The organism is Francisella persica ATCC VR-331 (assembly GCF_001653955.1).
Lineage (GTDB): Bacteria > Pseudomonadota > Gammaproteobacteria > Francisellales > Francisellaceae > Francisella > Francisella persica.
In genome coordinates this window covers 1-22,125 of the sequence record NZ_CP013022.1, presented here as the reverse complement: position 1 = coordinate 22,125, position 22,125 = coordinate 1, and the positions used below count along the sequence as shown (strand labels likewise).

Sequence of the window (22,125 nt, the reverse complement as noted above, 5' to 3'; positions counted from 1 at the left end):
TCTAAAAGTTTTCAATTAATTAGTATTTTTTTAGCAAAATGCTATTAGCATATATTTTTTTTATTATAAAGGAGATTTTAAAGATACCTTCTAAGCCAGTAAAAAAAGACCAGCGTGGGTATATAATACCGATTGGCGGTGGTGAAGATAAGTTCGCAAGCCCTACGGTTCTAGAGAAATTTGTCCAATTATCGGGTGGTGGTGAAGCAAAAATTGCTATTATTCCAACAGCATCAAAACTTCCAGATACAGGAGGTATTTATGTTGATATATTTACAAAAATGGGAGTCAAAGAAGTACATAACCTAAAAATAGAAACGCGTCTTGATGCTACTATTAATAAAGAATATCAAGATATACTTTTCCATTGTACAGGTATTTTTATGACTGGAGGTAACCAACTTTTACTTTCGACTACTCTTGGTGGCACAGCTTATTCGTAGGTTAAATGCAAAGGGTGTCAATGTAGCAGGGACTTCAGCAGGTGCAGCGTTTATATCTGGTTTTATGATCGCAGGTGGTCAAGCAGGCCTTATGCCTAGATGTAACATGGTTAATCTAGCTCCTGGTTTAGGTTTAACAAATAAACTTCTAGTAGACCAGCATTTCTCTCAAAGAAATAAACTAGGTAGGCTTTTAGCCGCACTTTCATACAATCCGTATATGGTTGGTGTAGGTATTGATGAAGATACTTCAGCTTTACTGAATGCTGAAAATGTTATAGAGGTTGTTGGCTCAGGTATGGTGACAATTATAGATTTCTCTCACCTTAAATACTCATCACTACATAACGCGCGTAACAATGCACCAATTAGCTTAGTTGATATTCGTATGCATATTTTATTAGAAAGTCAAAAATTTGATCTAAATACTTGCCTAGTAGAGTTCTAATATCTAGCTATATTTTTCTTTTTATTTGTCATTATCAATTTTAGAATATAGTTATATCTTCATATAACTGTTTAGTTTTACTATCTATAAATATGTTACTCTAATTTATATTAATTTGTTTGTATTTTTGATTTAACCTAGTTACTTTAATTGTATGAGCTTAATAATAATTTGGATATAATTTGTCTGATGTAACTAAATACATAAATGGAAATATTATGCAAAAAATTATAATTCACGGTGGTTGTGGTGCTAGAGAAGATAAAAATACTTCTTTTGAAGATTATCACAGGCATCTTTTACCGATTGTTGAAAAAGCATATAACTACCTAAAAGAAGTAGATGATGCTAACGATGTAGCAATTTTTGCCGCTAAACTTCTAGAGGATGATGACATATTTAATGCAGGTACTGGCTCGCGCGTTCAGCAAGATGGGCAAATCAGAATGTCAGCTTCTATCATCGATAGTCAAAAACAAAAGTTTGCTGGTGTAATTAATATCCAAAATATTAAAAATCCAATAGAAGTAGCAAATAGACTAATGCAACAATATCATAGTATATTAGCTGGTGATCAAGCTACAACATTTGCTCATGATGTGATGGGTTTGCCAACTTATAACCCAATGACAGAAAAAAGGTATCAAGAGTATCTACAGCTCAAAAAAGACTATACAGGAACGATAGGTGTAGTAACTTTAGACTCAAAAGGAAAAATTTGTGCAGTAACCTCAACAGGTGGTGTTGGATTTGAATATTCTGGAAGAGTAGGGGATAGTCCTACAGTTGCAGGTAATTTTGCTAATGGGTGTATGGGGATATCTTGTACAGGAATAGGAGAACATGTAATTAATCAAGCAGTTGCTGCAAAGATTGCTACTCGAGTAAAAGATGGAATGCCCCTATCAATTGCTGTAGATAAATCTATAGCAGAAAGTGATAGTTTGGGTGATTATGTTGGACTCATAGCTATTGATAAGTATGGAAATATATGTTCAGGATCTACTTCTGTAGCTCAAACATTATATGCCTATGCTGATGGTGAGCAGATAAAAACTTTTTACCAAGAAAAAACTTAATAAAAGTATTGACTTAAATATTCCTGTATATGTATAATACCTCTCACTGGCCAGATAGCTCAGTCGGTAGAGCAGAGGACTGAAAATCCTCGTGTCGGCAGTTCGATTCTGTCTCTGGCCACCATTAATTTTAAAACTATCGGAGCATGGCGCAGTTTGGTAGCGCATCTGGTTTGGGACCAGAGGGTCGGGGGTTCAAATCCCTCTGCTCCGACCATTTTTGTGCGTCCGTAGCTTATCTGGACAGAGCATCGGCCTTCTAAGCCGAGGGTAGCAGGTTCGAATCCTGCCGGACGCGCCATTACAATGACGTAGCGATTTGTAATGGTGGTTGTAGCTCAGTTGGTAGAGCCCCGGATTGTGATTCCGGTTGTCGTGGGTTCAAGTCCCATCAATCACCCCAGTTATTGCGGACGTGGCGAAATTGGTAGACGCACTGGATTTAGGTTCCAGCGGGCAACCGTGGGAGTTCGAATCTCCCCGTCCGCACCACTGATAATTTTAAAGTTTTCAATTTTGGGTAAATAAATCATTTAGTAGTTTTTCAAAAAAAAAACATAAAACTGATTATCTAAGTCAATTGATAATCTAATTATTTGCAAAGTTGCTTTTTTATATATAAAGTATAGTTCTTATAATAATCAATTTCTTTTAAATAAATGAAACGCTTTTCCAAAAGACATATTTTTTTTGCCTCGGCAAGTACTATTGTTGAGTGGTATGATTTTATGCTTTTTGCATATTTAACTCCTGTGATAGCAAGTATATTTTTCCCTGACTTTATTAAATATACCGCAATTCTTATAACTTTTGGGGTTTTTGCTGCAGGGTTTTTCATGGGGCCTATAGGTAGTGTGGTTATGGGCAGCTTTGGTGATCGATTTGGTCGTAAAAAAGCTTTAGTAATATCTATAATTATGATAATATTACCTATGTTGGTGATAGCTATATTACCAACTTATAGTAGTATTGGAATTTTGGCGCCAATCATATTAGTGATAATGCGGTTACTACAGGGATTCTCTATTGGTGGCTCCTATGGTGGGGTAATGGTTTTTATGATTGAATCAACTAAGCCAACCCGTCGTGGTTTTATTGCTAGTTTTGCTACTATGTCATCTGGAACAGGTGTTTTCTTAGCTTCACTAGTTGCAATGTTATTGTTTGGATTGTTTAGCCGAGAAATTCTTGATTTATGGGCTTGGCGAATAGGTTATATTATTGGTTTAGTATTAGCATTAATGGCTTTAGTAATGCGCTTAATTATGCCAGAGAGTTATTCTTTTGAAGAGTTGGAGGCACAAGGAGATATTTCTGTTAAACCAGTAAGAGAGATGTTTAAAACGCAGACTAAGCCGTTATTTCTAGCAATAGCCTTATCAGCTTATGCCAATATTGCGTATTATTTGGTACTTTCTTACTTAAGTAATCATTTTGTTGAGCTGCATTATTCAGAGTTTTTTTCTTTGGCAGTAGTCACGATATTTAGTTTAATTTTTTCTTTTTCAGCGCCATTATGGGGTTTATTGAGCGATTATTTAGGTAGAAAACCTTTGATGAAGTTCTCGATTTGGGTATATTTAATATTTGCATATCCTAGTTTTATGTTAATGGATGTTGGAGTCATTTACTTATTGTTGGCTATGTTTATTTTAAGTGTTCCATTGATGGCTATATGGGGAGCGTATGGAGCAGCTGCACCTGAGCTATTTGATACTAAATATCGTTATAGTGGCAATGGGCTAAGTTATAATATAGGTAACTCATTTTTTGGTGGAACTATACCATTTATAGCTACTTCATTAGTGGTTACATCAGGTAATATGCTAGCGCCAGCATGGCTTTTAGTAGTAGCTTCTATTATTATGATACCAGTACTTTATTACATACCTGAGACAAGATTTACTGATATTTAATTAGATTAAATTTAATGACTTTGTATATTATATTCTCAGTGATATAATTATATAATGTAACTTGTTACATAAAAGGTGACTACTTTGGATTTTTGGTTAATTGTAGGAGTATTTGCTGTTTTATGCGTGTATCTAATAATAGAAAACATAGTACATAATATCAGTATTAAAAGTATTCCAATTAGAATTCATGTAAATGGTACTCGAGGTAAGTCAAGTGTTGCTAGGCTTATAGCAGCTGGTGTCAGAGCTGGTGGCTATAGAACTATAGCTAAAACTACTGGGACTTTAGCTAGATATATTGATGTTGATGGTTCAGAGACACCTGTATTTAGGATAGGCTTTAGTAATATTACTGAGCAAGTTAAAATTATGTTTAAGGCAAGAAGAGCAAAAGCTGATGCTATCGTTATTGAATGTATGGCTTTGCAGCCACTTTTGCAATCGCTATGTGAGCTAAAGCTTGTTAAAGCGACACATGGAGTTTTGACAAATGCCCGCCCTGATCATTTAGATATTATGGGTCCTACAGAAAGAGATGTCGCAAAAGCATTAGCAGCTACTGTTCCTGTTAAGGCTAAATATTTTACTGCAGAAGATATCCATTTAGATTTTTTTGAATATGCTTGTAAAGACCGTGGTACAGAACTAATAGCAGCTACGGCACAAGATGCTGAGAAAATATCTGATGAAGAAATAAATAAATTTGTTTATTCAGAATTTAAGATAAATGTTGCTCTAGCATTAAAAGTAACAGATGATTTAGGTATACCTAGAGAGATCGCTCTTAAGGGAATGTGGGAATCAACTCCAGACCCAGGTGCGATGACAGAGTATAATTTTAATATTAAAAATGCTGAAATAAATTTTGCTAATGCTTTTGCCGCTAATGATCCTGTATCAACAAAAATGCTTTGGTATAAGCTTTATGATAAATATTCAGGCTGTGATAAAAAAGTACTAGTTGTAAATTGTAGAGATGATAGAGAAGATCGCTCAAAACAAATGGCAGAAGCAGCCTTAGGCTGGCAAAAACAAGATTTAATTGTTCTAATAGGTACTGGTACAGAAGTTTTTACTTCATTTTATAAAAAATATGCAAAATCGCTAAATAAGCCAATGACTAAAGTTATAGTTTGTGAAGAGATGACACCTATACAAATACTTGAGAAAATAGTTGAGTCAAATCCAGCGGAGTCTTATATCCTCGTTGGTGTTGGTAATATTAAAGATATTGGTATGGAATTAGTTGATTTTTGTAATACTAGCCATAAAAGGAAGCAAAATTTATAGTTTTAAGATTAAACAGGAGAAAATATGGATCCATTAACGCTATCTATAGGAATTGGTCTTATAGTTGGTCTAGTTTTTGTATCACTACTAGGATTATCTACAGGTGGTATGGTTGTGCCAGGATATTTTGCTTTAGAGATGGGAGCTCCTGATAGAGTCATAGTAACTATTATCATATCAATAATCATATTTGGTATAGTCAGATTTATGTCTAAATTTATGATTATTTATGGTAGACGAAGAATTGCTATTACAGTACTTTTATCATTTATATTAGGTACTGTGTGTAATATGCTTTTTTCACAATATTTGACTACTAGTTTTTACTCAAATCAAGTTCGGGTAATTGGTTATATTATCCCTGGACTTATAACTTTATCTATAGATAGACAAGGACTTATAGAAACAATAGGATCTTTATTAATAGCTTCTATCATTATACGTTTGTTACTAATAGTTTTAATTGGACCTGAGATAGTAGGAATATAATATGAAAACTATGTACTGGCACCGTAAATTTTTATCGCGCTATATAATAGTGTTTTTAAGCGCATTTATGATTATATCTTTATATATAGTTGAGAAGAATCTAGTTGTTGAAACGAAAGGTTATACACAAAAGCTTGCAGCTGCCGAATTAGCTGATAATGCATTTGCGTTGACACAACGCTTTTTTATGTCAAAAGGTTATCTGTGTAAGACAATGGGGGATATTTCTTGTACTGGGTTGATTGGTCTGTCAATGACTGAGATAACTACAGATTCCGGTGATCTTTATGCAAAGAGATCTTCGGTTAATCCAAATATGGCAGCGATATTTATTGAATGGTTAAGTGAACTTGATCTTAAAGAAGGTGATACAGTGGCTGTGCAAGCAACTGGGTCGTATCCAGCTTTAGATATAGCGATGTTGGCAGCTATTAAGACTTTGAAACTTAAGCCATTAATTATATTTTCTGCTGGGGCTTCACAATTTGGTGCAAATAGACCGGGCTTTACTTGGCCTGATATATATCATAATCTTGTCGAGAAAGGTATATTTGATTATGATATCTTAGGTATTACTTTAGGTGGTCCTCATGATAATGGTTATGGAATGACTCCAGTAGCTATCTTAAAACTTAATGATGCAATAAAAAGGAATGGTTATAAAGTCATTAATATTCCATACGAGGATGCAACAAATACATCTATTGCAACACGTATAAAAATGTACAAAGATGCCACTGGTGCCGATGATAAAATTAAAGCTTATATAAATGTTGGTGGTAACATGGCTTCTATCGGGCTAAAACAGCCACAAATTAAATCATCAGATCTAGATATTAAGGATAATAAAAAATCTAAAAAACCTAGTACTAGTAATGCTGAAGAGAGTATTATAAAGTTACCTAGTTTTCCTACTGGAGTGACTAAGAGTTTACCTCCAGAATATAAAACAGTTAATTCTGTGGCTGTGGATTTCTTAAAAGAAGGAGTATCAGTTATTAATGTCAGAGATATAAACTCAAGTATAATTAAAAAATATGGTATGATTCATAATCCTAGCAGTGTAACGCCACCTGGTCATGGCGCTGTTTTTGCACAGAAAAAATATAATACTATACTAGCAGCTATCTTACTTGTTGTTGATATTAGTTTGGTAGTGTTTATGGCAATTATTTCAAGGAAATATCTAATTTCTTTCAAAACAAAGTAGTTATAAATTGCTTTGATATATGATTCAATTTATCATTTAATTAAGTATTGTAAAATATTTTGTTAAATATGTTTTGTTTTTATGACCTTAATCAATTAATTTCTAAATACCTTCCTGAAGCAGAAAGGTTAAAGATTGCTCGAGCATTTATATTTGGTGCGGATGCTCACGAAACCCAGGTTAGAAGTTCTGGAGAGCCTTATTTTACCCATCCTATTGCTGTAGCATGTATACTTGCTCAGCTTAGGATGGATGTTGATACAATTATTGCAGCTTTATTGCATGATGTTGTTGAGGATACTGAATATACCGCTGAGGATATTATCAATCTTTTTGGTGAAAAAGTTGCCCAACTTGTTGAGGGAGTGACTAAACTTACCCAGATAAGGCATAAAAATATAGCAGAACAACAAGCAGAAAATTTCCGTAAAATGCTACTGTCTGTGACAAAAGATGTCCGTGTAATATTTATCAAGCTAGCTGATAGGCTTCATAATATGCGTACATTAGCGCCATTAAAACCTGAGAAAAAGCGTCGAATCTCTAGGGAAACTTTAGATGTGTTTGCACCTCTTGCTCATAGATTAGGTATCAATACTCTTAAAGAGCAGTTAGAAACTCTAGCATTTGAGGGTATGCATCCTTATCGGTATCATATTTTAGAAGAAAAAGTAAAAAAAGTAGAAAAAAATAAAGAAAAGGTCTTTTATGAGGTAAAAGAGGCATTAGCTGAAAAGCTTGATGATTTAGTCTCATTAGAAGATATCAAAGCACGTAAGAAAACTTTGTATAGTATATATAACAAGATGCGTAAAAAAGGTATATCTTTTGATGAAATTATGGATATGTATGCTTATAAGATTATTGTCCCTAATAGAATAGATTGTTATGTTACATTAGGTAGAGTTCATGAATTGTATAAGCCAATACCGCAAAAATTTAAAGATTATATTGCAACTCCAAAAGCAAATGGCTATCGTTCATTACATACGGTTGTCTTAGGACCATACAATATACCTTTAGAAATTCAAATAAAAACAGAGAAAATGGATCGTCAAGCTGAATATGGTATTGCAGCTCATTGGAGTTATAAAATCGGTGAGAAAACTGATAAAGCATTACAAAGATGGCTTAAGAAGATTTCTGATATCAATGTATATACTGCTAGTTCAGTAGAGTTTTTAGAAAATGTCAAAACAGATATTTTTAATAATGATGTATTCGTATTTACTCCTCAAGGTGAGATTGTCGAGCTGCCTGTAAATTCAACTTGTATTGATTTTGCTTATTACATACATACCGATATTGGTAATAAATGTATCTCAGCTAAAGTAAACCGCAAGATTGTTCCACTTAACTATAGGTTAAAGCAAGGTGATAATGTTGAGATTATTACTTCAGCGATTGCCGACCCTAATCCAGCATGGTTGAAATTTGTCGAGACTAATAGAGCTAAATCAGCTATCAAAGATTTTTTGAAACAGCAATATCGTAATATTGATTATATTCGCGGTAAGGATATAGTTGAAGGTGAGCTTAGACTTCTAGGTGTTGAACTAAGAGAAGTTCCAAGTGAAATTATTGATGGAGCATTATTCAATTATGAAGGAATAGATACAATAAATCGCTTTTATTTAGATACTGGTTTAGGTCTTATTGATCCAAATAACTTTATTGATTTTATTGTTAAGCATTTTGATGACATGCGCAATGCTTATAAAAAATCATCATTATCAAAGCTACAAATCAGATATGGTGATGATCCTCGTATTGCTGATTGTTGTTTACCTCTGCCAAATGATGAAATAATTGGAATTGTCAACGAGCAAAGCAATGTCGAGATTCATAGAAAAAGTTGTAATGAATTATATACAAAACTTAAAGACGGTCAGACTAAAGAGATTAAAGCTGATTGGTTTACAAATAGTGATGATGATCCTAGTTTTAAAGCTAGGCTTGCAGTTACACTCAAAAATATTCCTGGTTCGATAGCGAAGATCACAGCAACTTTAGCACGAGAGGGTGTGGATATTAGAAGTTTTGATATGATGTCTGTAGATAATAAACAAGCCAAACTTGCTTGCGTAGTGGTAGTTAGAAATAGGAGAAAATTATATTTACTAATCCGTTTAGTAAGAAATTTAGATGTTTGTTTAAATATCGAAAGAATACTTAATAAGTAAATTATTATTAAATATTAGTTCTTGCATTAAAGGCATGTAGCAAAGTTTGCTGATCTAAATATTCTAGTTCACCACCAAATGGTACACCAAAACCTATGCGAGAGATCATTACATCTTTAGCAATCATTTGTGAAATAAAGTGAGCGGTTGTTTCACCTTCTACAGTAGGACTAATTGCAAGAATTACCTCATCAATTTCTCTACCGGCTATAATTTGTTCTAAAATGTTTAGCTTTAATTCACTCGGACCTATACCATCTAATGGAGAAATTCTACCATTTAGAATAAAATACTTACCTCTGTATATTCCAGCTTCTTCAATAGCGATCATATCAAGCATACTTTCTATTATACATAGTTTGGTGTCATCTCGATTAGTGTTACTACAGATATTACAAATATCATTTTCAGTAAGTGCTTGGCAATATTTACATTTTTTGATATTTGCACTAGCATCCAAAAGAGAATTAGCAATAACAACAGCTGTTTCTGGTGATTTGTCTAGCAGGTAGAGAGCAAGTCTTTGAGATGATTTTTTACCTATAGTTGGAAGCTTGCGTAAAGATTCTATTACAGCAGTAATTTTTGGAGAAAAAATTTTACTAGTCATTATTTAAAAGGAAAGTTGATGCCACTAGGTAAGTCGATACCTGCTTCTTTTGCCATCTTATGGATATCTGTAGATGCTACTGAATTTTCTTCTACTTTTTTTACAGCGCTATTGACAGCCGCAGCAATTAAATCTTCAAGTACCTCTTTATCTTCAGACATAAGCGAATTATCGATACTGACAGATTTAACATCATATTTACCTGTCATTGTTACCGTAACAAGACCAGCACCAGACTCACCAATCACCTGCATATTTTCACGCTCTTGTTGAGCTTTTTTCATTTGTTCTTGCATTTTCTGTGCTTGTTGCATTAGCTTTGACATATCAAAGTTCATTTCGGATCCTTTACTTTTTGTTTAAAATTTCTTTTGCACAATCTAATATTTGTTCACTTGAGTTTTTTATCAATGTTTTTTTCGCCATTTGTGACATTTGCTCAAGCTTAGATTTATCTTGATTAAGAGGCTTTATTATAGCAAGTAAATTTTCTAAAGTCATCTGTTGTTGTATTAAACAAAAGCCAGCATTGTTATTCACTATATTTTGAGCATTAAAAAACTGATGATTATCAACTGCTGATGGTAATGGTATAAATATAGCTGGTAGCCCAGCAATAACACATTCTGATACAGTCAGTGCACCAGCTCGACAAATTACCAAATCAGCCCAATTATATGCTGTAGCCATATCATCTATAAAAGCAGCTATATCTTTGATATGGTTTTGTGGTATATCTTTATAAGCATCTTTAGTTGCTTGGAATGATAGTTTACCAGTTTGATGCCAGATTTTTATATTTATGTCTTGCTCGTTTGCTTTTTGAATTAATTTGGGAATGATTTCATTTATTGCTTTAGCGCCTTGGCTACCACCTAGAACTAATATCTTTAATGTTGATGAGTCAGTATATTTTTTTGTTTGATCATTAAGCGCAACGATATCTTTACGAACTGGATTACCGACAATTTTTGTTCTTGCTAATTGTTTAACACTAAAATGACTGTTGAGATTTTCGATCTCAAAAGCTAAACATATCGTTGTTGCAAGTTTAGCTAATATACGATTTGTGAGGCCAATTTTTGCATTTTGCTCATGGATGATTATTGGGATGTTTATTTGTGCAGCTGCTAGACATATCGGCCCAGAAACATAACCACCAAAACCAATGACCAGATCTGCCTTAAGTTTTTTTAATAGAGTACGAGATTTTAAGGTATTGTAAGCAAGCTTTAGTGGAAAAGTAATCTTTTTTATAATTCCTTTTCTCCGAACACCTGATGATTTAATATACTGGATATTAAAATAGTTAGGAACTATTGTAGCCTCCATACTATTAGGAGTACCAACCCAAGTTACATTGGCTTTATTTTGCTTGAGTAATTCAGCTACAGCCAGTGCTGGGTATATATGACCACCTGTTCCACCAGCTGTTATAATTATGTTTTTGTTTTCTAGACTCATCATTTACACCATGAACTTTTATTTTTTAAAATTAATTTTAAAAGATTTTTATGTTATTATCACCTATTAGCTTAAAATATAAGATAGAGTTTTATCGAAGAGGAATTATGATTGAAATAAATCAAAATTATTTATATACAGATTCTAACCTATGGGTTGAGGTTAAAGGCAATATTGCAAGAGTTGGTATAGATGATTATTCTCAAGATGAATTTGGTGAAATTGTCTATGTTGATCTACCTAAAATTGGTCAAGAATATGCCAAAGACGATGAGATTTGTGTCATAGAATCAGTAAAAACCGCATCTGATATTTACACACCGTTATCTGGAAAAGTTGCAAAAGTAAATAAAGAATTATTAGATAATCCAAAACTTATAAACCAATGTTGCTATGGTAAGGGCTGGATATTTGAAATTGAAATAGCTAATCTAAAGGAGCTTAAGAGCCTAATAAGTCCTCAAGACTATCAAAATTATGTTAGCTAGAGTTTTAACTTGTATTTTATTTTTTATCATTATCTAGTTTTGCTGTAGAGTCATGTCTTAACTACTGTAAGATATATAACCTAAAGAAAGGTATAGAGTATGAAACACATACCAAGGTATCTGTAGATTTTTGTAAATATTACTTAGAATTATATGTAATAAAGAATACTATTAAATGTATTGCTAAAATTAATGTCTATAAAGTACTTTATAATAATAACGCTTTGGCTATTACGCATGTATTATATAATGATTATTTTGATAGACTTAATAATTAATTATTGTAGTGCCATATTTGATATGGAAAGTAACAATATTTAAATCATGTTAACCAAGTATGTAACACTTGTTTGGTTATTTTTAGGAAGTGGAATTTTACATAAGCAGAACTATCGTTACCACTAGCTTGGCGAGTTTTATTCCAAGAAATAATCGTTATTTGATAGTTATCTAAATTAGTCTTATCAAGACTACTAGTCCATGCTATAGCAATTATAGAATCATTTGTGTTGAGTTGATAGTAAGACGTATTTGACTCAATACTAACATTAACATCTTGGTTTGTTGGTAGAGGATTATCATTAGCTATCTCTGAACTTAAAACTTTAATGTTGATATCATTCTGCTAAGCTTCTGCTCCAGCAAGCTTACTTGAGATAGTAATTTTATAGTTTTCAGCTTTGATATTATCAATTTCTAAAGCTAGATCATAAGTATCCATAAGTAAAATCTGAATATCTGCTTTTCTATAAACTTGATTACTATTTTGATCTTTTAGAACTACTGTTACATTAGCAGTTGCAGAGCTATGAGACATTTTTGCGTTTATATAAAGATTGTCATCAGGACTAATACTGTACTGATCTTTGAAATCCGTCAAATGAAGCTCATTTTTTTAGGTTTTAGCTAGCCTGATGATAGTAAGGCTAATCTCATCATATGTTTTAATCTGCTGTTTGAAATATATATACAGTATTGCAATTATGGATTATACTGCATTATTACTATCTTTAACACCAACAATAATCTGGTTATTAAGATGCTTGGTGCTAATTTTATTAATTTTTTTAGTAAGTTCTAAGAACAAATTAATTTGTACGGATTGCTTTAGGAACTGTAAGTAATGGGTAATCTGTTATAGTTCCACCTTTGAATACTTGTAGTGTTATCTTATTACCTTCTTTAATGTTTAGTGTATTTATCGTGAATTTTTTCACTAGGAATCTATCAGAAGGATTATTTTGCTATTGGTGATCTCTTACAAACACCAAAGGTCTTCATTGTTTAGTGCTAGGCTTTTGACCTAGGTTTACATACCATTTATTTTGATAAACTTTGCCTTCAAAGATTATTTCAGTTCCTGGTATGGATATGATTTAGTAGGATTATATGTTAGCGTTTTAGACTGTTGTGAACCATTCTTATTAATGCTAGAACCATCAGGTAGAATTATAGTTCCAGCTAGCTTGCTAGTTGTAAAATCTAAGTCTAGTAAGTTATAGAAACTCATCCTAATGTCATCAACATCCCATTTAGCCATAATGATTTGATAACATGACCTATTTGGCATTTTACATGTAAATGTTAGACTATATATTAGGTGGTTAGTTGGGTGCTACTCAAGTTAGCTGAGGATCAAAACAATTTAGAGGTTTTTCTTCAAAGCTATCCAAGTTAGTAGTTTATCATGGTCACAGTTAGGCTTAGTTATATAGAATTTGAAATGCTTAGATTTATTATTGGCTGTGAATTTCCATTTAATCTTTAAAGGTTGTCCAGGTTGAACAACAGTTTTTGCCCAACGACTTTGTTCTTGCTCATCAAAGGTTTAAAGCCAGCTACATCTGCGCTTCCAATATATTATATATCTAGAGCACCTAAATTAAATAGCTCACTGGCTTGCTCTATTGATTGAGGCTCATATTGAGCTCTTGAACACAATCTTTATTTTTACCTTATTTACATAGTTAATACACGAGAAGCATGGTTTTCGACATAGCCATGTAAATATGCTTCTAAGCTAACTATAATAATACTAAGCTAGTTAGTAATGTAATTTTATTTAGCTTCATGTGATAAGACTCCTTATCTATATTGTTTAAAAAACAAAGCTAGTAAATCAACTATCTATAGATTTAATCCTACCAAATTCTATTTAAGAATTTAAATGGTAAAAATAGCTTTGCTTTATGTCTAAAATAGTTGTTGAAAGGTGGTTTTTAAGCTAAGTACAGGATTTTAGCAAAATAATAAAACTTATTAATTAATATTTAAATTAATATTATTATTCTCAAGGGAAATATATTGATATTTTGATACTTTTCATATCATCTATAATGATTTATTTTAATTTTGATATTTATATTAAGATTTTTATAAAAAGTTGGTCTCAGATTCATTTGCTTGTAAATATTTCAACATTTTTGATAAATAATTTACATAATTATAGCCATACAATATAATATATGTTGTATGTGAATTTCATTAACAAATATAAAAATTAAGTATACTACAAATGATAAATATTAGATTTCCTGATGGTTCGATAAGAGGGTTTGAAAAGGGTGTTAACTCTTTAGATGTTGCTAAATCAATATCTCCAAGCTTAGCTAAGACTACAGTAGCTGCATATATTGATAATCAGCTCAAAGATGCAAAAGATAAAATTAATAATGATTGTGAATTAAGATTGATAACAATACAAGATCCAGAAGGTCTTGAAACTCTAAGGCATTCTTGTGCTCATCTATTAGCTCATGCTGTCAAAGAATTATATCCAAGTACTGAAGTAACAATAGGTCCAGTAGTTAATAATGGCTTTTATTACGATTTTTCTTTCAAAGTGACGATAGGCGAAGTAGAATTGCTTCTTATAGAAAAGAAAATGAAAGAACTAGCAAAAAAGTCTATACCTGTTAGTTATAAAGTAGTTCCTAAAACTGAAGCAATTGCATTTTTTAAGACTCAAGGCGAGAACTATAAGGTAGAAATCATTGATAGTATAGCTGATGAGCAAGTAAAAATATATACACAAGGTGATTTTAGTGACTTATGTATAGGTCCTCATATTCCAAATACTTCCCTACTAAAAGCATTCAAACTGACAAAGTTGGCAGGTGCTTACTGGCGAGGCAATTATGATAATGAGATGCTGACTAGAATCTATGGTACATGCTGGGCAACTAAAGAAGACTTGGAGCAGTATTTGAATATGCTCGAAGAAGCTGAAAAACGCGATCATAGAAAAATTGGTAAAGTTCTCAATTTATTTCATTTCCAAGAAGACTCACCAGGTGTAGCATTTTGGCATGATAATGGCGTAAGGATCTGGCGCCAAGTAGAAGACTATATGCGTGCTTCTAATAATAAATATGGTTGTAGTGAGATTAGAACCCCACTTATTGCAGATTTTAGCTTATGGCAAAAGTCTGGTCACTCATCTAAGTATGCTGATAATATGTTTGCAACAAAATCTGAGAACAGAGATTTTGCTATTAGACCGATGAACTGTCCTACTTGTGTACAGGTCTATAACACAAAGCTGCATAGCTATAGAGATCTACCTATAAGAATGGCTGAGTTCGGTATAGTACATAGAAATGAACCATCTGGATCGTTGCATGGCCTACTAAGAGTGAGAAGTTTTACTCAAGATGATGGGCATATTTTCTGTACACCGGAACAGGTTGAAGAAGAAGTGATTTTGATGGTACAACAGAGTTTTGAAGTATATAAAGATTTTGGTTTTAATGATTTTGCTGTCAAGATTGCGCTTAGACCTGAAAACAGGATAGGAGATGATGAAACTTGGAATAAATCTGAACAGATGCTCAAAAATGCTCTTGATGCAAATAATGTTAGCTATGAACTACTTCCAGGTGAGGGTGCGTTTTATGGTCCTAAAATCGAGTTCCATCTCAAAGATGCAATTGGTAGAAATTGGCAGTGTGGTACTATACAGCTAGATTTCTCAATGCCACAAAGACTAGGTGCTACATATATCGATAAAAATGGCGAGAGACAGGTACCAGTTATACTGCACAGAGCAATAGTTGGTTCTTTGGAGAGATTTATCGGTATGCTTATTGAGCACTATGCTGGAAATTTACCATTGTGGTTAGCGCCAGTGCAAGTAGCTGTGATGGGGATTAGTAATAATCAAGATGACTACTGCCAAGAAGTATTTACAACACTTGAAAAAAGTGGTGTTCGTGCTAAATTAGACTTGAGAAATGAGAAAATTGGGTTTAAAATACGTGAGCATACTCTTTTGCGTGTACCATACCTTGTTATCATTGGTAAAAATGAACAACAGCAAAAGATTATCACAATAAGAAAGCATAATGGTGAAGGTCTAGGGCTGATGTCTGTAAGTGATTTTTGTGCTTTTTTAAATAAGCAAATACAAGCTAAAGAATAATAATTTCTGCGGAGGAAAAGATTATTAAAATGGATAAAAAAGCACCTATAAATGAGCAAATTAAAGCAAAAGAGGTGCGTCTAGTTGGTATTGATGGTCAACAAAAAGGTGTTGTATCTATCAATGAGGCTTTAGCATTGGCTGAAGAGGCTGGTGTTGATTTGGTTGAAATGGTAACAAATGCTAATCCACCTGTTTGCCGTTTGATGGACTATGGTAAGTACTTATTTGAACAAGGTAAGAAAAAAGCACAAGCTAGAAAGAACCAAAAACAGACACAGGTAAAAGAAGTAAAGCTTAGACCTGTGACTGATGTAGGAGATTATCAGGTAAAACTACGCAACCTGATAAAATTCCTTGAAAAAGGTGATAAGGTAAAAGTCACATTGAGATTCAGGGGTAGAGAAATGTCACATAAAGAGCTAGGTATGGAAATGCTTCAGCGTATGGCAAATGATGCTGCTGAACACGGTGTGGTAGAACACCAACCTAAACTGGAAGGTCGCCAAATGATCATGGTTTTAGGACCAAAGAAAAAGTAGTAAATAAATTTTTTTATAACAACTAATACAAAATGCGGAGTATTTAAATATGCCAAAGTTAAAAACTAAAAGTGGTGCTGCTAAGCGCTTTAAAAAGACTGGTAATGGTGGTTTCAAACACCGTTGTGCAAACCGTGCTCATATTAACACTAAAATGACAACTAAGAGGAAGCGTCATTTAAGAGGTATGAGCCAAGTAGCTAAAGTTAATACTGCTAGCTTAGTTCAACAAATGCCTTACGCGTAGGTTTGTTTATCAATTTTTAAAGTGGGGTATTAAATTATGTCAAGAGTAAAAAGAGGCGTAGCAGCACGTGCACGTCATAAGAAGGTTTTAAATCAAGCTAAAGGTTATTATGGTGCTCGTTCTAGAGTATATAGAGTAGCTAAGCAAGCTGTGATTAAATCAAGTCAATACGCTTATAGAGACCGTAAAGTTAAGAAAAGAACATTTAGATCTTTATGGATAGTCCGTATTAATGCTGCTGCTAGACAATACGATATCAGCTATAGCCAGCTAATCAATTGTTTAAACAAAGCTGGTGTTGAGCTGGACAGAAAAGCACTAGCTGAATTAGCAGTATATAACAAAGATGCTTTTGCTGCTGTTGTAAAAAAAGCAAAAGCTGCTTTAGCTTAATTATTGTATTGTCTAAAATAAATTTTTTAAAATTTAAGTGAAGCACCTAAACCCCTTACTTATTAAAAGACTATTTTTAATATTCTTTTTGAGTTTTGGAGTTCTATTGTTTTTAGTCTTCAATGGTTATAAATATTTTGATCTAGATAAGATTAACCTTGCGTATATTAAGGCGAGTGCTTATGTTGATAAGCATATTATTTTAGCTTGTTCTAGCTATGTTTGTATTTATATTTTAGCTGTGTTTTTTTCTGCTCCTATAAAACCTTTTTTAAAGATACTAGCAGGTCTTTTATTTGGATTGGCTTTGGGTTTTATAGTTTGTCTACTTGCAGCTGCCGTAGGAGCAATGCTAACTTTTTTATTTATAAAATATAATTGGGATGAAACATCTACTAATCCAAAATATAAAATTGTCTCTAAATTTAAATCTTTAGTAGAAAATTACCCTATAACTACACTTTTTGTCGTAAGACTATTGCCAATACCTTTTTTTGTACCAAATATATTAGCAGGTATATTAAAGGTTAAAAATAGTATTTTCTTTTTTACTACTTTAATTGGCATCATACCTGTGACATTTATTTATGTCTGGTTTGGAGTACACTTTAAAGAGGCTATAATTCAAGGAAGTAAAGAAAACTTTATTGATACTAAGTTTATCTTAGCTTTGGCTTTTTTAGTAGTAATGGCTTTGGTTCCTATTTTTATAAAAATAATCTTTATAAAACTTAACAAAATGAATGATATTAGCTTTTAAAGTTAGCTATTTAATGTTGTGATATAATTTTATAATTTAAGTTAAATCTTAATTCTTTAGTATGTTAAAATTTTTTTAACCATATTGAGAAGTTAGCATCTGATTTTATTTGGAAAATACTTGTTATATTTATATGTTTAGTTATTTATTAGTTACAGTTTTTTATCTATGATAAATATTACTTTAACGAGCCAACTATCAAAATATGAGCGAGTAGCTAGTATCCTTGTAAAACTTGATTAAGTCAAACATGATGCTAAAGCATCTCAAGAAGGTATGAATAATATCTATGAAGGGCTTAATGATATAGTTGTTGCTAGGCCTTTTGTTATTAGTGTTTCTAAATACAAGAATATGGCAAGCATTATTAGCAACATTACCTTGGAATTTGTACCTAGTTATGTTAAAGGTAATAGTGATGGATGCACCAAGCATTGTTAGATGGACTCTATTTTTAGCATTGGTTATGGCGATATTCGGTTATTTTATCCTACAATTTGGACTATATAGATAAGGTTTTGAGCTTTTCCTTTTGGAGTCATTTTTATTATATTTTATTGTATGGTAATAGAAAAAAGTAGATAAGGTTTATAGGTTACTGAAATATAAGTTTATACTTAAAATCTTTCAATCTCACCGTTTTGCTTTGCCATAATTACTATATCAGCTGGCTTAAGAGCAAAAATACCATTTGTTACAACACCTGTAATTTGATTTAGCTCAGTTTCTAATTTCAGAGGGTTATCAATTTTTAGATTGTAAACATCTAAGATAACATTACCATTATCTGTGATTGTTTGTTCTCTATATACTGGTTGACTACCAAGATTTACTATTTGACGAGCAACATAGCTTCGTGCCATAGGTATAACTTCTATAGGAAGAGGGAAGTTACCTAGAGTATTAACTTTTTTTGACTCATCAATGATACAGATAAACTTCTTAGCAGCAGCGACACAAATTTTTTCACGTGTTAGAGCACCACCACCACCCTTGATAAGTTCTTTGTGATTATTACACTCATCAGCACCATCAACATATAAATCAATTTCCCCAGCGTAGTTAAGGTCAATTACATCAAAACCTAGTGCATTAAGTTTGCTAGTAGAATCCTCTGAACTTGATACTACATTTTTGATTTTATTTCTATAGTTTACAAGTTCTTCTATAAAAAATGCTACTGTACTTCCAGTACCTACACCTAGTGTGATCTCTGAGGTAATACTTTTAGCAGCTTCAATAGCTGCAAGCTTTTTTAACTCGTCTTGGTTATTTTTTTTATTAAAAAACATTTTAAAACTTTCTCTTGTTAAATGACATTGCTAAAAAATACTTCCCTTGACAATATATATAATCGTACATGCCAAATCAGAGATAAATTGCCACATTACAGGCATTGCTCAGAATATATAACCAATTGTAACAATAATGCAGATAAAAGGTATCATTATTCTCAGCATAATATTAAATAGAGGTGAAAGTCGAGTGTTTGTGTTTTTGAGTATTTCATAGCTAAGTTTTTGAGCATCATAAATCCAACCAACTATCAATACATCAAATAAAAATATAAAAATAATCACTAAATGTAGTCCAAACATTTTAGAGAAGTCTATATTAGCTATACCAGATTCTATAAATGTAATAGTTATAATAAATGGTATAAGTAAAACTATGAGCTTTGTATAAAGTTTAGAACCAATTTCGAAGATGTATTTTAATGCCGCAATAAAAACAACTAAATTAAGAGTTGTAAATATTACTTCAAGAAGTAAATAATATATCGGCGAATTGAGTTTAACGATTTTGAAAACAATTGTGATTTTTAGGCCTTCAGTCGGTTGTAAATAGCTTCTATAATTACCTAAAATAGCATATATAGTAGCGCAAATGATAAATGAGAAAATTATATTATAAAAAATACTCTTAAAAGCACTAGTTTTAAGCTTACTATAATTATCATCACCAATATTTATTATATTTTTATAGAATGCTATTGATATAAAGTTACTTAAGATTGCATATGTTAGTGCTAAAGCAAACATTTGAGGCAATTGACTATTTTTTTGGTGATTTAAGTCTAAAAGAAAGTCTTTAATACCTAACATTCCTTGCGGTGAATATATTACTATTAGCATTAAAATAGTAACTAAATACAAAGATACATGGACTGTAGTTTTTAGAGTTTCATTTAAATTCAGCTTTCTTTTATCAGCTAAAATAAACATTAAAAGGATTACAATAAATACTACAAGTAGTGAGACATATATGGGTATGTTATTATTAAATTTGAGACTCTCATCACTTAAGCGATCAATAGCTGGTATGTTGTCAAAAAAATCTAAAACATAAGTTGCTATGTCAAATATTATCAAAGCTATTAAAATTACCATACAACCAGTTAATAAAACACTAACAGGCCTAAACTTAGAGCTTCTAGTAATTTTATTGACTAGCTTATTGTGTGAGTTTAAATCAGGGAAAGATTTTTGAAAATATATCGCAGCTATATTCATTGGATAACACAGTAATATAAGAAAAGCTATGTAAGCATAAAAGAATTCAAGCCCATTGTATTTAAAAACATTTGCAAAGAAGCCAAAGCTAAAACAAATTGATGCAGAAACAAGACCTGTAACTAGAGGTGCTGAAGTTTGTTTGATGTTCATTGTGTTCTCTATTTATTTACTAGTTGCGCAGTAATTACCGCGGAAAGTTATATTTTTAATAATCTTAGTATTTTTATCTATCGATACCCAAGTTGTACACATTAGCGCACCAAATTGGACAAAGCGTGGGTTTCTATTTGCCATTACAAGACTATTAATAGGGTTGCCGGCATAGGCTGGAGTGTTTGGATTAACAGCTTTACGAATATAAACATATGTTTCAATATTTGAGTCTGGAGATACTTGGATTACATTTTGTGGCATACGAAATTCTTGGATATAAGCATCAATACTTTTGCCAATCCATGCTTTTTGTTGATCTATATATTTCTGTCTGGTAGCACAGGAAAAAAGCATAGTAACTAAGCATGTTAATATAATTATTTTGAAGTAATCTCTTTTCATATCTTTTCCTATTTTATAAAACCAGTTTTTTTCATATATATAGTCAATAATGATATAGCTGCAGGAGTTATACCTGGGATACGTGATGCCTCTCCTAATGTCGTAGGCTTTTGTTCAGTCAATTTCTGTAGAACTTCATTAGATAGACCTTTAACTTGAGAGTAATTAAAATCTTTAGGAATAGCTTTTTGCTCAAAGGTTGCTAATCTTGCAATATCTTTATGTTGACGTTCTATGTAGCCAGAGTATTTTGCTGAAATTTCTATTTGTTCTATTACATCCTCATCTTTTAAGTTTAGATTTAGCTCAGATATTTGTTGTAATTTGCTGTAATCTATTTCTGGTCTTTTGAGTAAGTCGAATAAGGTACTTTCACGTGTCATTTTCTTATCTAAGAATTTCTCTAAATCACGAGCTTTCTGTGTTTGTGGACCTATCCAAGTGTTTTTCATAATTGCTATATTTTCATTAATAGCATTTTTCTTATTGATGAAGTATTGTTGATTTTCTTTGTTCAAAAGTCCTAGTTCACAAGCTTTATCAGAAAGGCGTAAATCAGCGTTATCTTCACGTAGAATCAGTCTATATTCCGCACGAGAGGTAAACATTCTATATGGTTCTTTTGTACCTTTAGTAATAAGATCATCAATTAACACTCCGATATAACTGTTTGCACGAGTTGGGTACCATGATTTGTCACTATCTAAGCTAATAGCGGCATTAATGCCAGCTACTAAACCTTGAGCACCAGCTTCTTCATAGCCAGTAGTACCATTAATTTGTCCAGCAAAATAGAGATTTTTGATATGTTTTGTTTCTAATGTTGGCTTTAGATCTCTTGGATCAAAGAAATCATATTCAATCGCATAACCTGGGCGCATTATAAAAGCTTTCTCAAAACCTTTAATCGATTGAATATAGTTACATTGAACCTCAAAAGGTAAGCTAGTTGATAAACCATTTGGATACAGCTCGATACTATTTAAACCATCTGGTTCAACAAATATTTGATGTCTTCCTTTGTCAGCAAATCTAACCACTTTATCCTCGATAGAAGGACAATAGCGTG

The 22,125-nt window shown here is 32.3% G+C and carries 19 protein-coding genes, 5 tRNA genes and 5 pseudogenes; 19 read left to right on the top strand and 10 right to left on the bottom strand.

Annotation, left to right across the window (positions count from 1 at the left end; genetic code table 11):
* The first annotated feature begins 83 nt into the window (after positions 1 to 83).
* From FSC845_RS00135 to FSC845_RS00080, 12 genes and pseudogenes are all read left to right on the top strand, one after another.
* Positions 84 to 891, top strand: a pseudogene (locus FSC845_RS00135) (cyanophycinase).
* A gap of 218 nt (positions 892 to 1,109) precedes the next feature.
* Positions 1,110 to 1,970 carry an isoaspartyl peptidase/L-asparaginase gene (locus FSC845_RS00130; RefSeq protein WP_064461259.1) on the top strand — a complete coding sequence of 287 codons (861 nt, stop codon included), beginning with the start codon at positions 1,110 to 1,112 and terminating at the stop codon, positions 1,968 to 1,970.
* A 48-nt stretch (positions 1,971 to 2,018) separates the two neighbouring features.
* Positions 2,019 to 2,094, top strand: a tRNA-Phe gene (locus tag FSC845_RS00125).
* Between the two features lie 16 nt (positions 2,095 to 2,110).
* Positions 2,111 to 2,187 (top strand) — tRNA-Pro (locus FSC845_RS00120).
* A 7-nt stretch (positions 2,188 to 2,194) separates the two neighbouring features.
* Positions 2,195 to 2,271, top strand: a tRNA-Arg gene (locus FSC845_RS00115).
* Between the two features lie 26 nt (positions 2,272 to 2,297).
* Positions 2,298 to 2,373: transfer RNA gene (locus tag FSC845_RS00110), tRNA-His, on the top strand.
* A 6-nt stretch (positions 2,374 to 2,379) separates the two neighbouring features.
* Positions 2,380 to 2,462: transfer RNA gene (locus FSC845_RS00105), tRNA-Leu, on the top strand.
* Between the two features lie 167 nt (positions 2,463 to 2,629).
* Positions 2,630 to 3,886 carry an MFS transporter gene (locus FSC845_RS00100; protein ID WP_064461258.1) on the top strand — a complete coding sequence of 419 codons (1,257 nt, stop codon included), beginning with the start codon at positions 2,630 to 2,632 and terminating at the stop codon, positions 3,884 to 3,886.
* 75 nt (positions 3,887 to 3,961) lie between these two features.
* A complete protein-coding gene (gene pgsB / locus FSC845_RS00095; RefSeq protein WP_144416501.1) occupies positions 3,962 to 5,179 on the top strand; it encodes a poly-gamma-glutamate synthase PgsB in 1,218 nt (405 codons plus the stop codon).
* Between the two features lie 24 nt (positions 5,180 to 5,203).
* A complete protein-coding gene (gene pgsC, locus FSC845_RS00090) occupies positions 5,204 to 5,668 on the top strand; it encodes a poly-gamma-glutamate biosynthesis protein PgsC (protein WP_064461256.1) in 465 nt (154 codons plus the stop codon).
* Between the two features lies 1 nt (position 5,669).
* A complete protein-coding gene (gene pgsW / locus FSC845_RS00085; RefSeq protein ID WP_064461255.1) occupies positions 5,670 to 6,878 on the top strand; it encodes a poly-gamma-glutamate system protein in 1,209 nt (402 codons plus the stop codon).
* A 68-nt stretch (positions 6,879 to 6,946) separates the two neighbouring features.
* The gene (locus FSC845_RS00080; RefSeq protein WP_064461254.1) at positions 6,947 to 9,061 is read left to right on the top strand and encodes a RelA/SpoT family protein; all 2,115 of its coding nucleotides are present in this window, start codon (positions 6,947 to 6,949) and stop codon (positions 9,059 to 9,061) included.
* Positions 9,062 to 9,068: 7 nt separating this feature from the next.
* Here the strand turns inward: FSC845_RS00080 and recR are convergent, their stop codons facing one another.
* The 3 genes from recR to murG are packed head-to-tail and all read right to left on the bottom strand — an operon-like array spanning position 9,069 to position 11,135.
* Entirely contained in the window at positions 9,069 to 9,671 is a 603-nt protein-coding gene (recR, locus tag FSC845_RS00075; RefSeq protein WP_064461253.1) for a recombination mediator RecR, read from the bottom strand.
* The gene (locus tag FSC845_RS00070) at positions 9,671 to 10,009 is read right to left on the bottom strand and encodes a YbaB/EbfC family nucleoid-associated protein (RefSeq protein WP_064461252.1); all 339 of its coding nucleotides are present in this window, start codon (positions 10,007 to 10,009) and stop codon (positions 9,671 to 9,673) included. Before FSC845_RS00070 ends, recR begins: the two co-directional genes overlap by 1 nt.
* Positions 10,010 to 10,019: 10 nt before the next feature.
* On the bottom strand, positions 10,020 to 11,135 hold the full coding sequence (gene murG / locus FSC845_RS00065; protein ID WP_064461251.1) for an undecaprenyldiphospho-muramoylpentapeptide beta-N-acetylglucosaminyltransferase: 1,116 nt from the start codon (positions 11,133 to 11,135) through the stop codon (positions 10,020 to 10,022).
* Positions 11,136 to 11,242: 107 nt separating this feature from the next.
* On the opposite strand from murG, the gene gcvH reads away from it, so the two are divergent.
* Together gcvH and FSC845_RS09455 are read left to right on the top strand one after the other, a co-directional pair.
* Positions 11,243 to 11,623, top strand: coding sequence for a glycine cleavage system protein GcvH (gene gcvH / locus FSC845_RS00060; RefSeq protein WP_064461758.1), 381 nt, complete (start codon positions 11,243 to 11,245; stop codon positions 11,621 to 11,623).
* A gap of 20 nt (positions 11,624 to 11,643) precedes the next feature.
* Positions 11,644 to 11,901 (top strand): annotated as a pseudogene (locus FSC845_RS09455) (hypothetical protein); the annotation flags it as partial.
* Between the two features lie 347 nt (positions 11,902 to 12,248).
* Here FSC845_RS09455 and FSC845_RS09845 read toward each other — a convergent pair.
* From FSC845_RS09845 to FSC845_RS09835, 3 genes and pseudogenes are all read right to left on the bottom strand, one after another.
* The gene (locus FSC845_RS09845; RefSeq protein WP_227806599.1) at positions 12,249 to 12,440 is read right to left on the bottom strand and encodes a hypothetical protein; all 192 of its coding nucleotides are present in this window, start codon (positions 12,438 to 12,440) and stop codon (positions 12,249 to 12,251) included.
* Between the two features lie 271 nt (positions 12,441 to 12,711).
* On the bottom strand, positions 12,712 to 12,840 hold the full coding sequence (locus FSC845_RS09840) for a hypothetical protein (RefSeq protein WP_257719633.1): 129 nt from the start codon (positions 12,838 to 12,840) through the stop codon (positions 12,712 to 12,714).
* Between the two features lie 131 nt (positions 12,841 to 12,971).
* Positions 12,972 to 13,385 (bottom strand): annotated as a pseudogene (locus FSC845_RS09835) (lytic polysaccharide monooxygenase).
* Positions 13,386 to 14,138: 753 nt separating this feature from the next.
* Between FSC845_RS09835 and thrS the strand changes: the two are divergent.
* The 5 genes from thrS to FSC845_RS00025 are packed head-to-tail and all read left to right on the top strand — an operon-like array spanning position 14,139 to position 17,985.
* A complete protein-coding gene (thrS, locus tag FSC845_RS00045; RefSeq protein WP_064461250.1) occupies positions 14,139 to 16,043 on the top strand; it encodes a threonine--tRNA ligase in 1,905 nt (634 codons plus the stop codon).
* Between the two features lie 29 nt (positions 16,044 to 16,072).
* Entirely contained in the window at positions 16,073 to 16,585 is a 513-nt protein-coding gene (gene infC / locus FSC845_RS00040; protein WP_144416499.1) for a translation initiation factor IF-3, read from the top strand.
* 49 nt (positions 16,586 to 16,634) lie between these two features.
* Positions 16,635 to 16,832, top strand: a complete 198-nt coding sequence (gene rpmI / locus FSC845_RS00035) for a 50S ribosomal protein L35 (protein WP_064461248.1) — start codon at positions 16,635 to 16,637, stop codon at positions 16,830 to 16,832.
* A gap of 36 nt (positions 16,833 to 16,868) precedes the next feature.
* Positions 16,869 to 17,225: a 50S ribosomal protein L20 gene (gene rplT, locus FSC845_RS00030; RefSeq protein WP_064461247.1), complete on the top strand. Its 357-nt coding sequence runs from the start codon at positions 16,869 to 16,871 to the stop codon at positions 17,223 to 17,225.
* A 37-nt stretch (positions 17,226 to 17,262) separates the two neighbouring features.
* The gene (locus FSC845_RS00025; RefSeq protein WP_082343465.1) at positions 17,263 to 17,985 is read left to right on the top strand and encodes a VTT domain-containing protein; all 723 of its coding nucleotides are present in this window, start codon (positions 17,263 to 17,265) and stop codon (positions 17,983 to 17,985) included.
* A 617-nt stretch (positions 17,986 to 18,602) separates the two neighbouring features.
* Here FSC845_RS00025 and rpiA read toward each other — a convergent pair.
* From rpiA to FSC845_RS00005, 4 genes and pseudogenes are all read right to left on the bottom strand, one after another.
* A complete protein-coding gene (rpiA, locus tag FSC845_RS00020; protein WP_064461245.1) occupies positions 18,603 to 19,277 on the bottom strand; it encodes a ribose-5-phosphate isomerase RpiA in 675 nt (224 codons plus the stop codon).
* 1 nt (position 19,278) lies between these two features.
* A pseudogene (locus tag FSC845_RS00015) lies at positions 19,279 to 20,651 on the bottom strand (hypothetical protein).
* Positions 20,652 to 20,663: 12 nt separating this feature from the next.
* Positions 20,664 to 21,056, bottom strand: coding sequence for a hypothetical protein (locus FSC845_RS00010; RefSeq protein WP_064461244.1), 393 nt, complete (start codon positions 21,054 to 21,056; stop codon positions 20,664 to 20,666).
* Positions 21,057 to 21,064: 8 nt separating this feature from the next.
* Positions 21,065 to 22,123: pseudogene (locus FSC845_RS00005) on the bottom strand (FAD-dependent oxidoreductase); the annotation flags it as partial.
* Positions 22,124 to 22,125: the final 2 nt, after the last annotated feature.

What these genes read in the sequence shown, in the direction of transcription:
- FSC845_RS00100 (WP_064461258.1), top strand. Translation starts at nt 2,630, where the DNA reads ATGAAACGCTTTTCCAAAAGACATATTTTTTTTGCCTCGGCAAGTACT.
- rpmI (WP_064461248.1), top strand. Translation starts at nt 16,635, where the DNA reads ATGCCAAAGTTAAAAACTAAAAGTGGTGCTGCTAAGCGCTTTAAAAAG.
- rplT (WP_064461247.1), top strand. Translation starts at nt 16,869, where the DNA reads ATGTCAAGAGTAAAAAGAGGCGTAGCAGCACGTGCACGTCATAAGAAG.
- pgsW (WP_064461255.1), top strand. Translation starts at nt 5,670, where the DNA reads ATGAAAACTATGTACTGGCACCGTAAATTTTTATCGCGCTATATAATA.
- gcvH (WP_064461758.1), top strand. Translation starts at nt 11,243, where the DNA reads ATGATTGAAATAAATCAAAATTATTTATATACAGATTCTAACCTATGG.
- pgsC (WP_064461256.1), top strand. Translation starts at nt 5,204, where the DNA reads ATGGATCCATTAACGCTATCTATAGGAATTGGTCTTATAGTTGGTCTA.
- infC (WP_144416499.1), top strand. Translation starts at nt 16,073, where the DNA reads ATGGATAAAAAAGCACCTATAAATGAGCAAATTAAAGCAAAAGAGGTG.
- rpiA (WP_064461245.1), bottom strand. Translation starts at nt 19,277, where the DNA reads ATGTTTTTTAATAAAAAAAATAACCAAGACGAGTTAAAAAAGCTTGCA.
- FSC845_RS00130 (WP_064461259.1), top strand. Translation starts at nt 1,110, where the DNA reads ATGCAAAAAATTATAATTCACGGTGGTTGTGGTGCTAGAGAAGATAAA.
- FSC845_RS09845 (WP_227806599.1), bottom strand. Translation starts at nt 12,440, where the DNA reads ATGTCTCATAGCTCTGCAACTGCTAATGTAACAGTAGTTCTAAAAGAT.
- murG (WP_064461251.1), bottom strand. Translation starts at nt 11,135, where the DNA reads ATGAGTCTAGAAAACAAAAACATAATTATAACAGCTGGTGGAACAGGT.
- recR (WP_064461253.1), bottom strand. Translation starts at nt 9,671, where the DNA reads ATGACTAGTAAAATTTTTTCTCCAAAAATTACTGCTGTAATAGAATCT.
- FSC845_RS00080 (WP_064461254.1), top strand. Translation starts at nt 6,947, where the DNA reads ATGTTTTGTTTTTATGACCTTAATCAATTAATTTCTAAATACCTTCCT.
- FSC845_RS00070 (WP_064461252.1), bottom strand. Translation starts at nt 10,009, where the DNA reads ATGAACTTTGATATGTCAAAGCTAATGCAACAAGCACAGAAAATGCAA.
- FSC845_RS00010 (WP_064461244.1), bottom strand. Translation starts at nt 21,056, where the DNA reads ATGAAAAGAGATTACTTCAAAATAATTATATTAACATGCTTAGTTACT.
- thrS (WP_064461250.1), top strand. Translation starts at nt 14,139, where the DNA reads ATGATAAATATTAGATTTCCTGATGGTTCGATAAGAGGGTTTGAAAAG.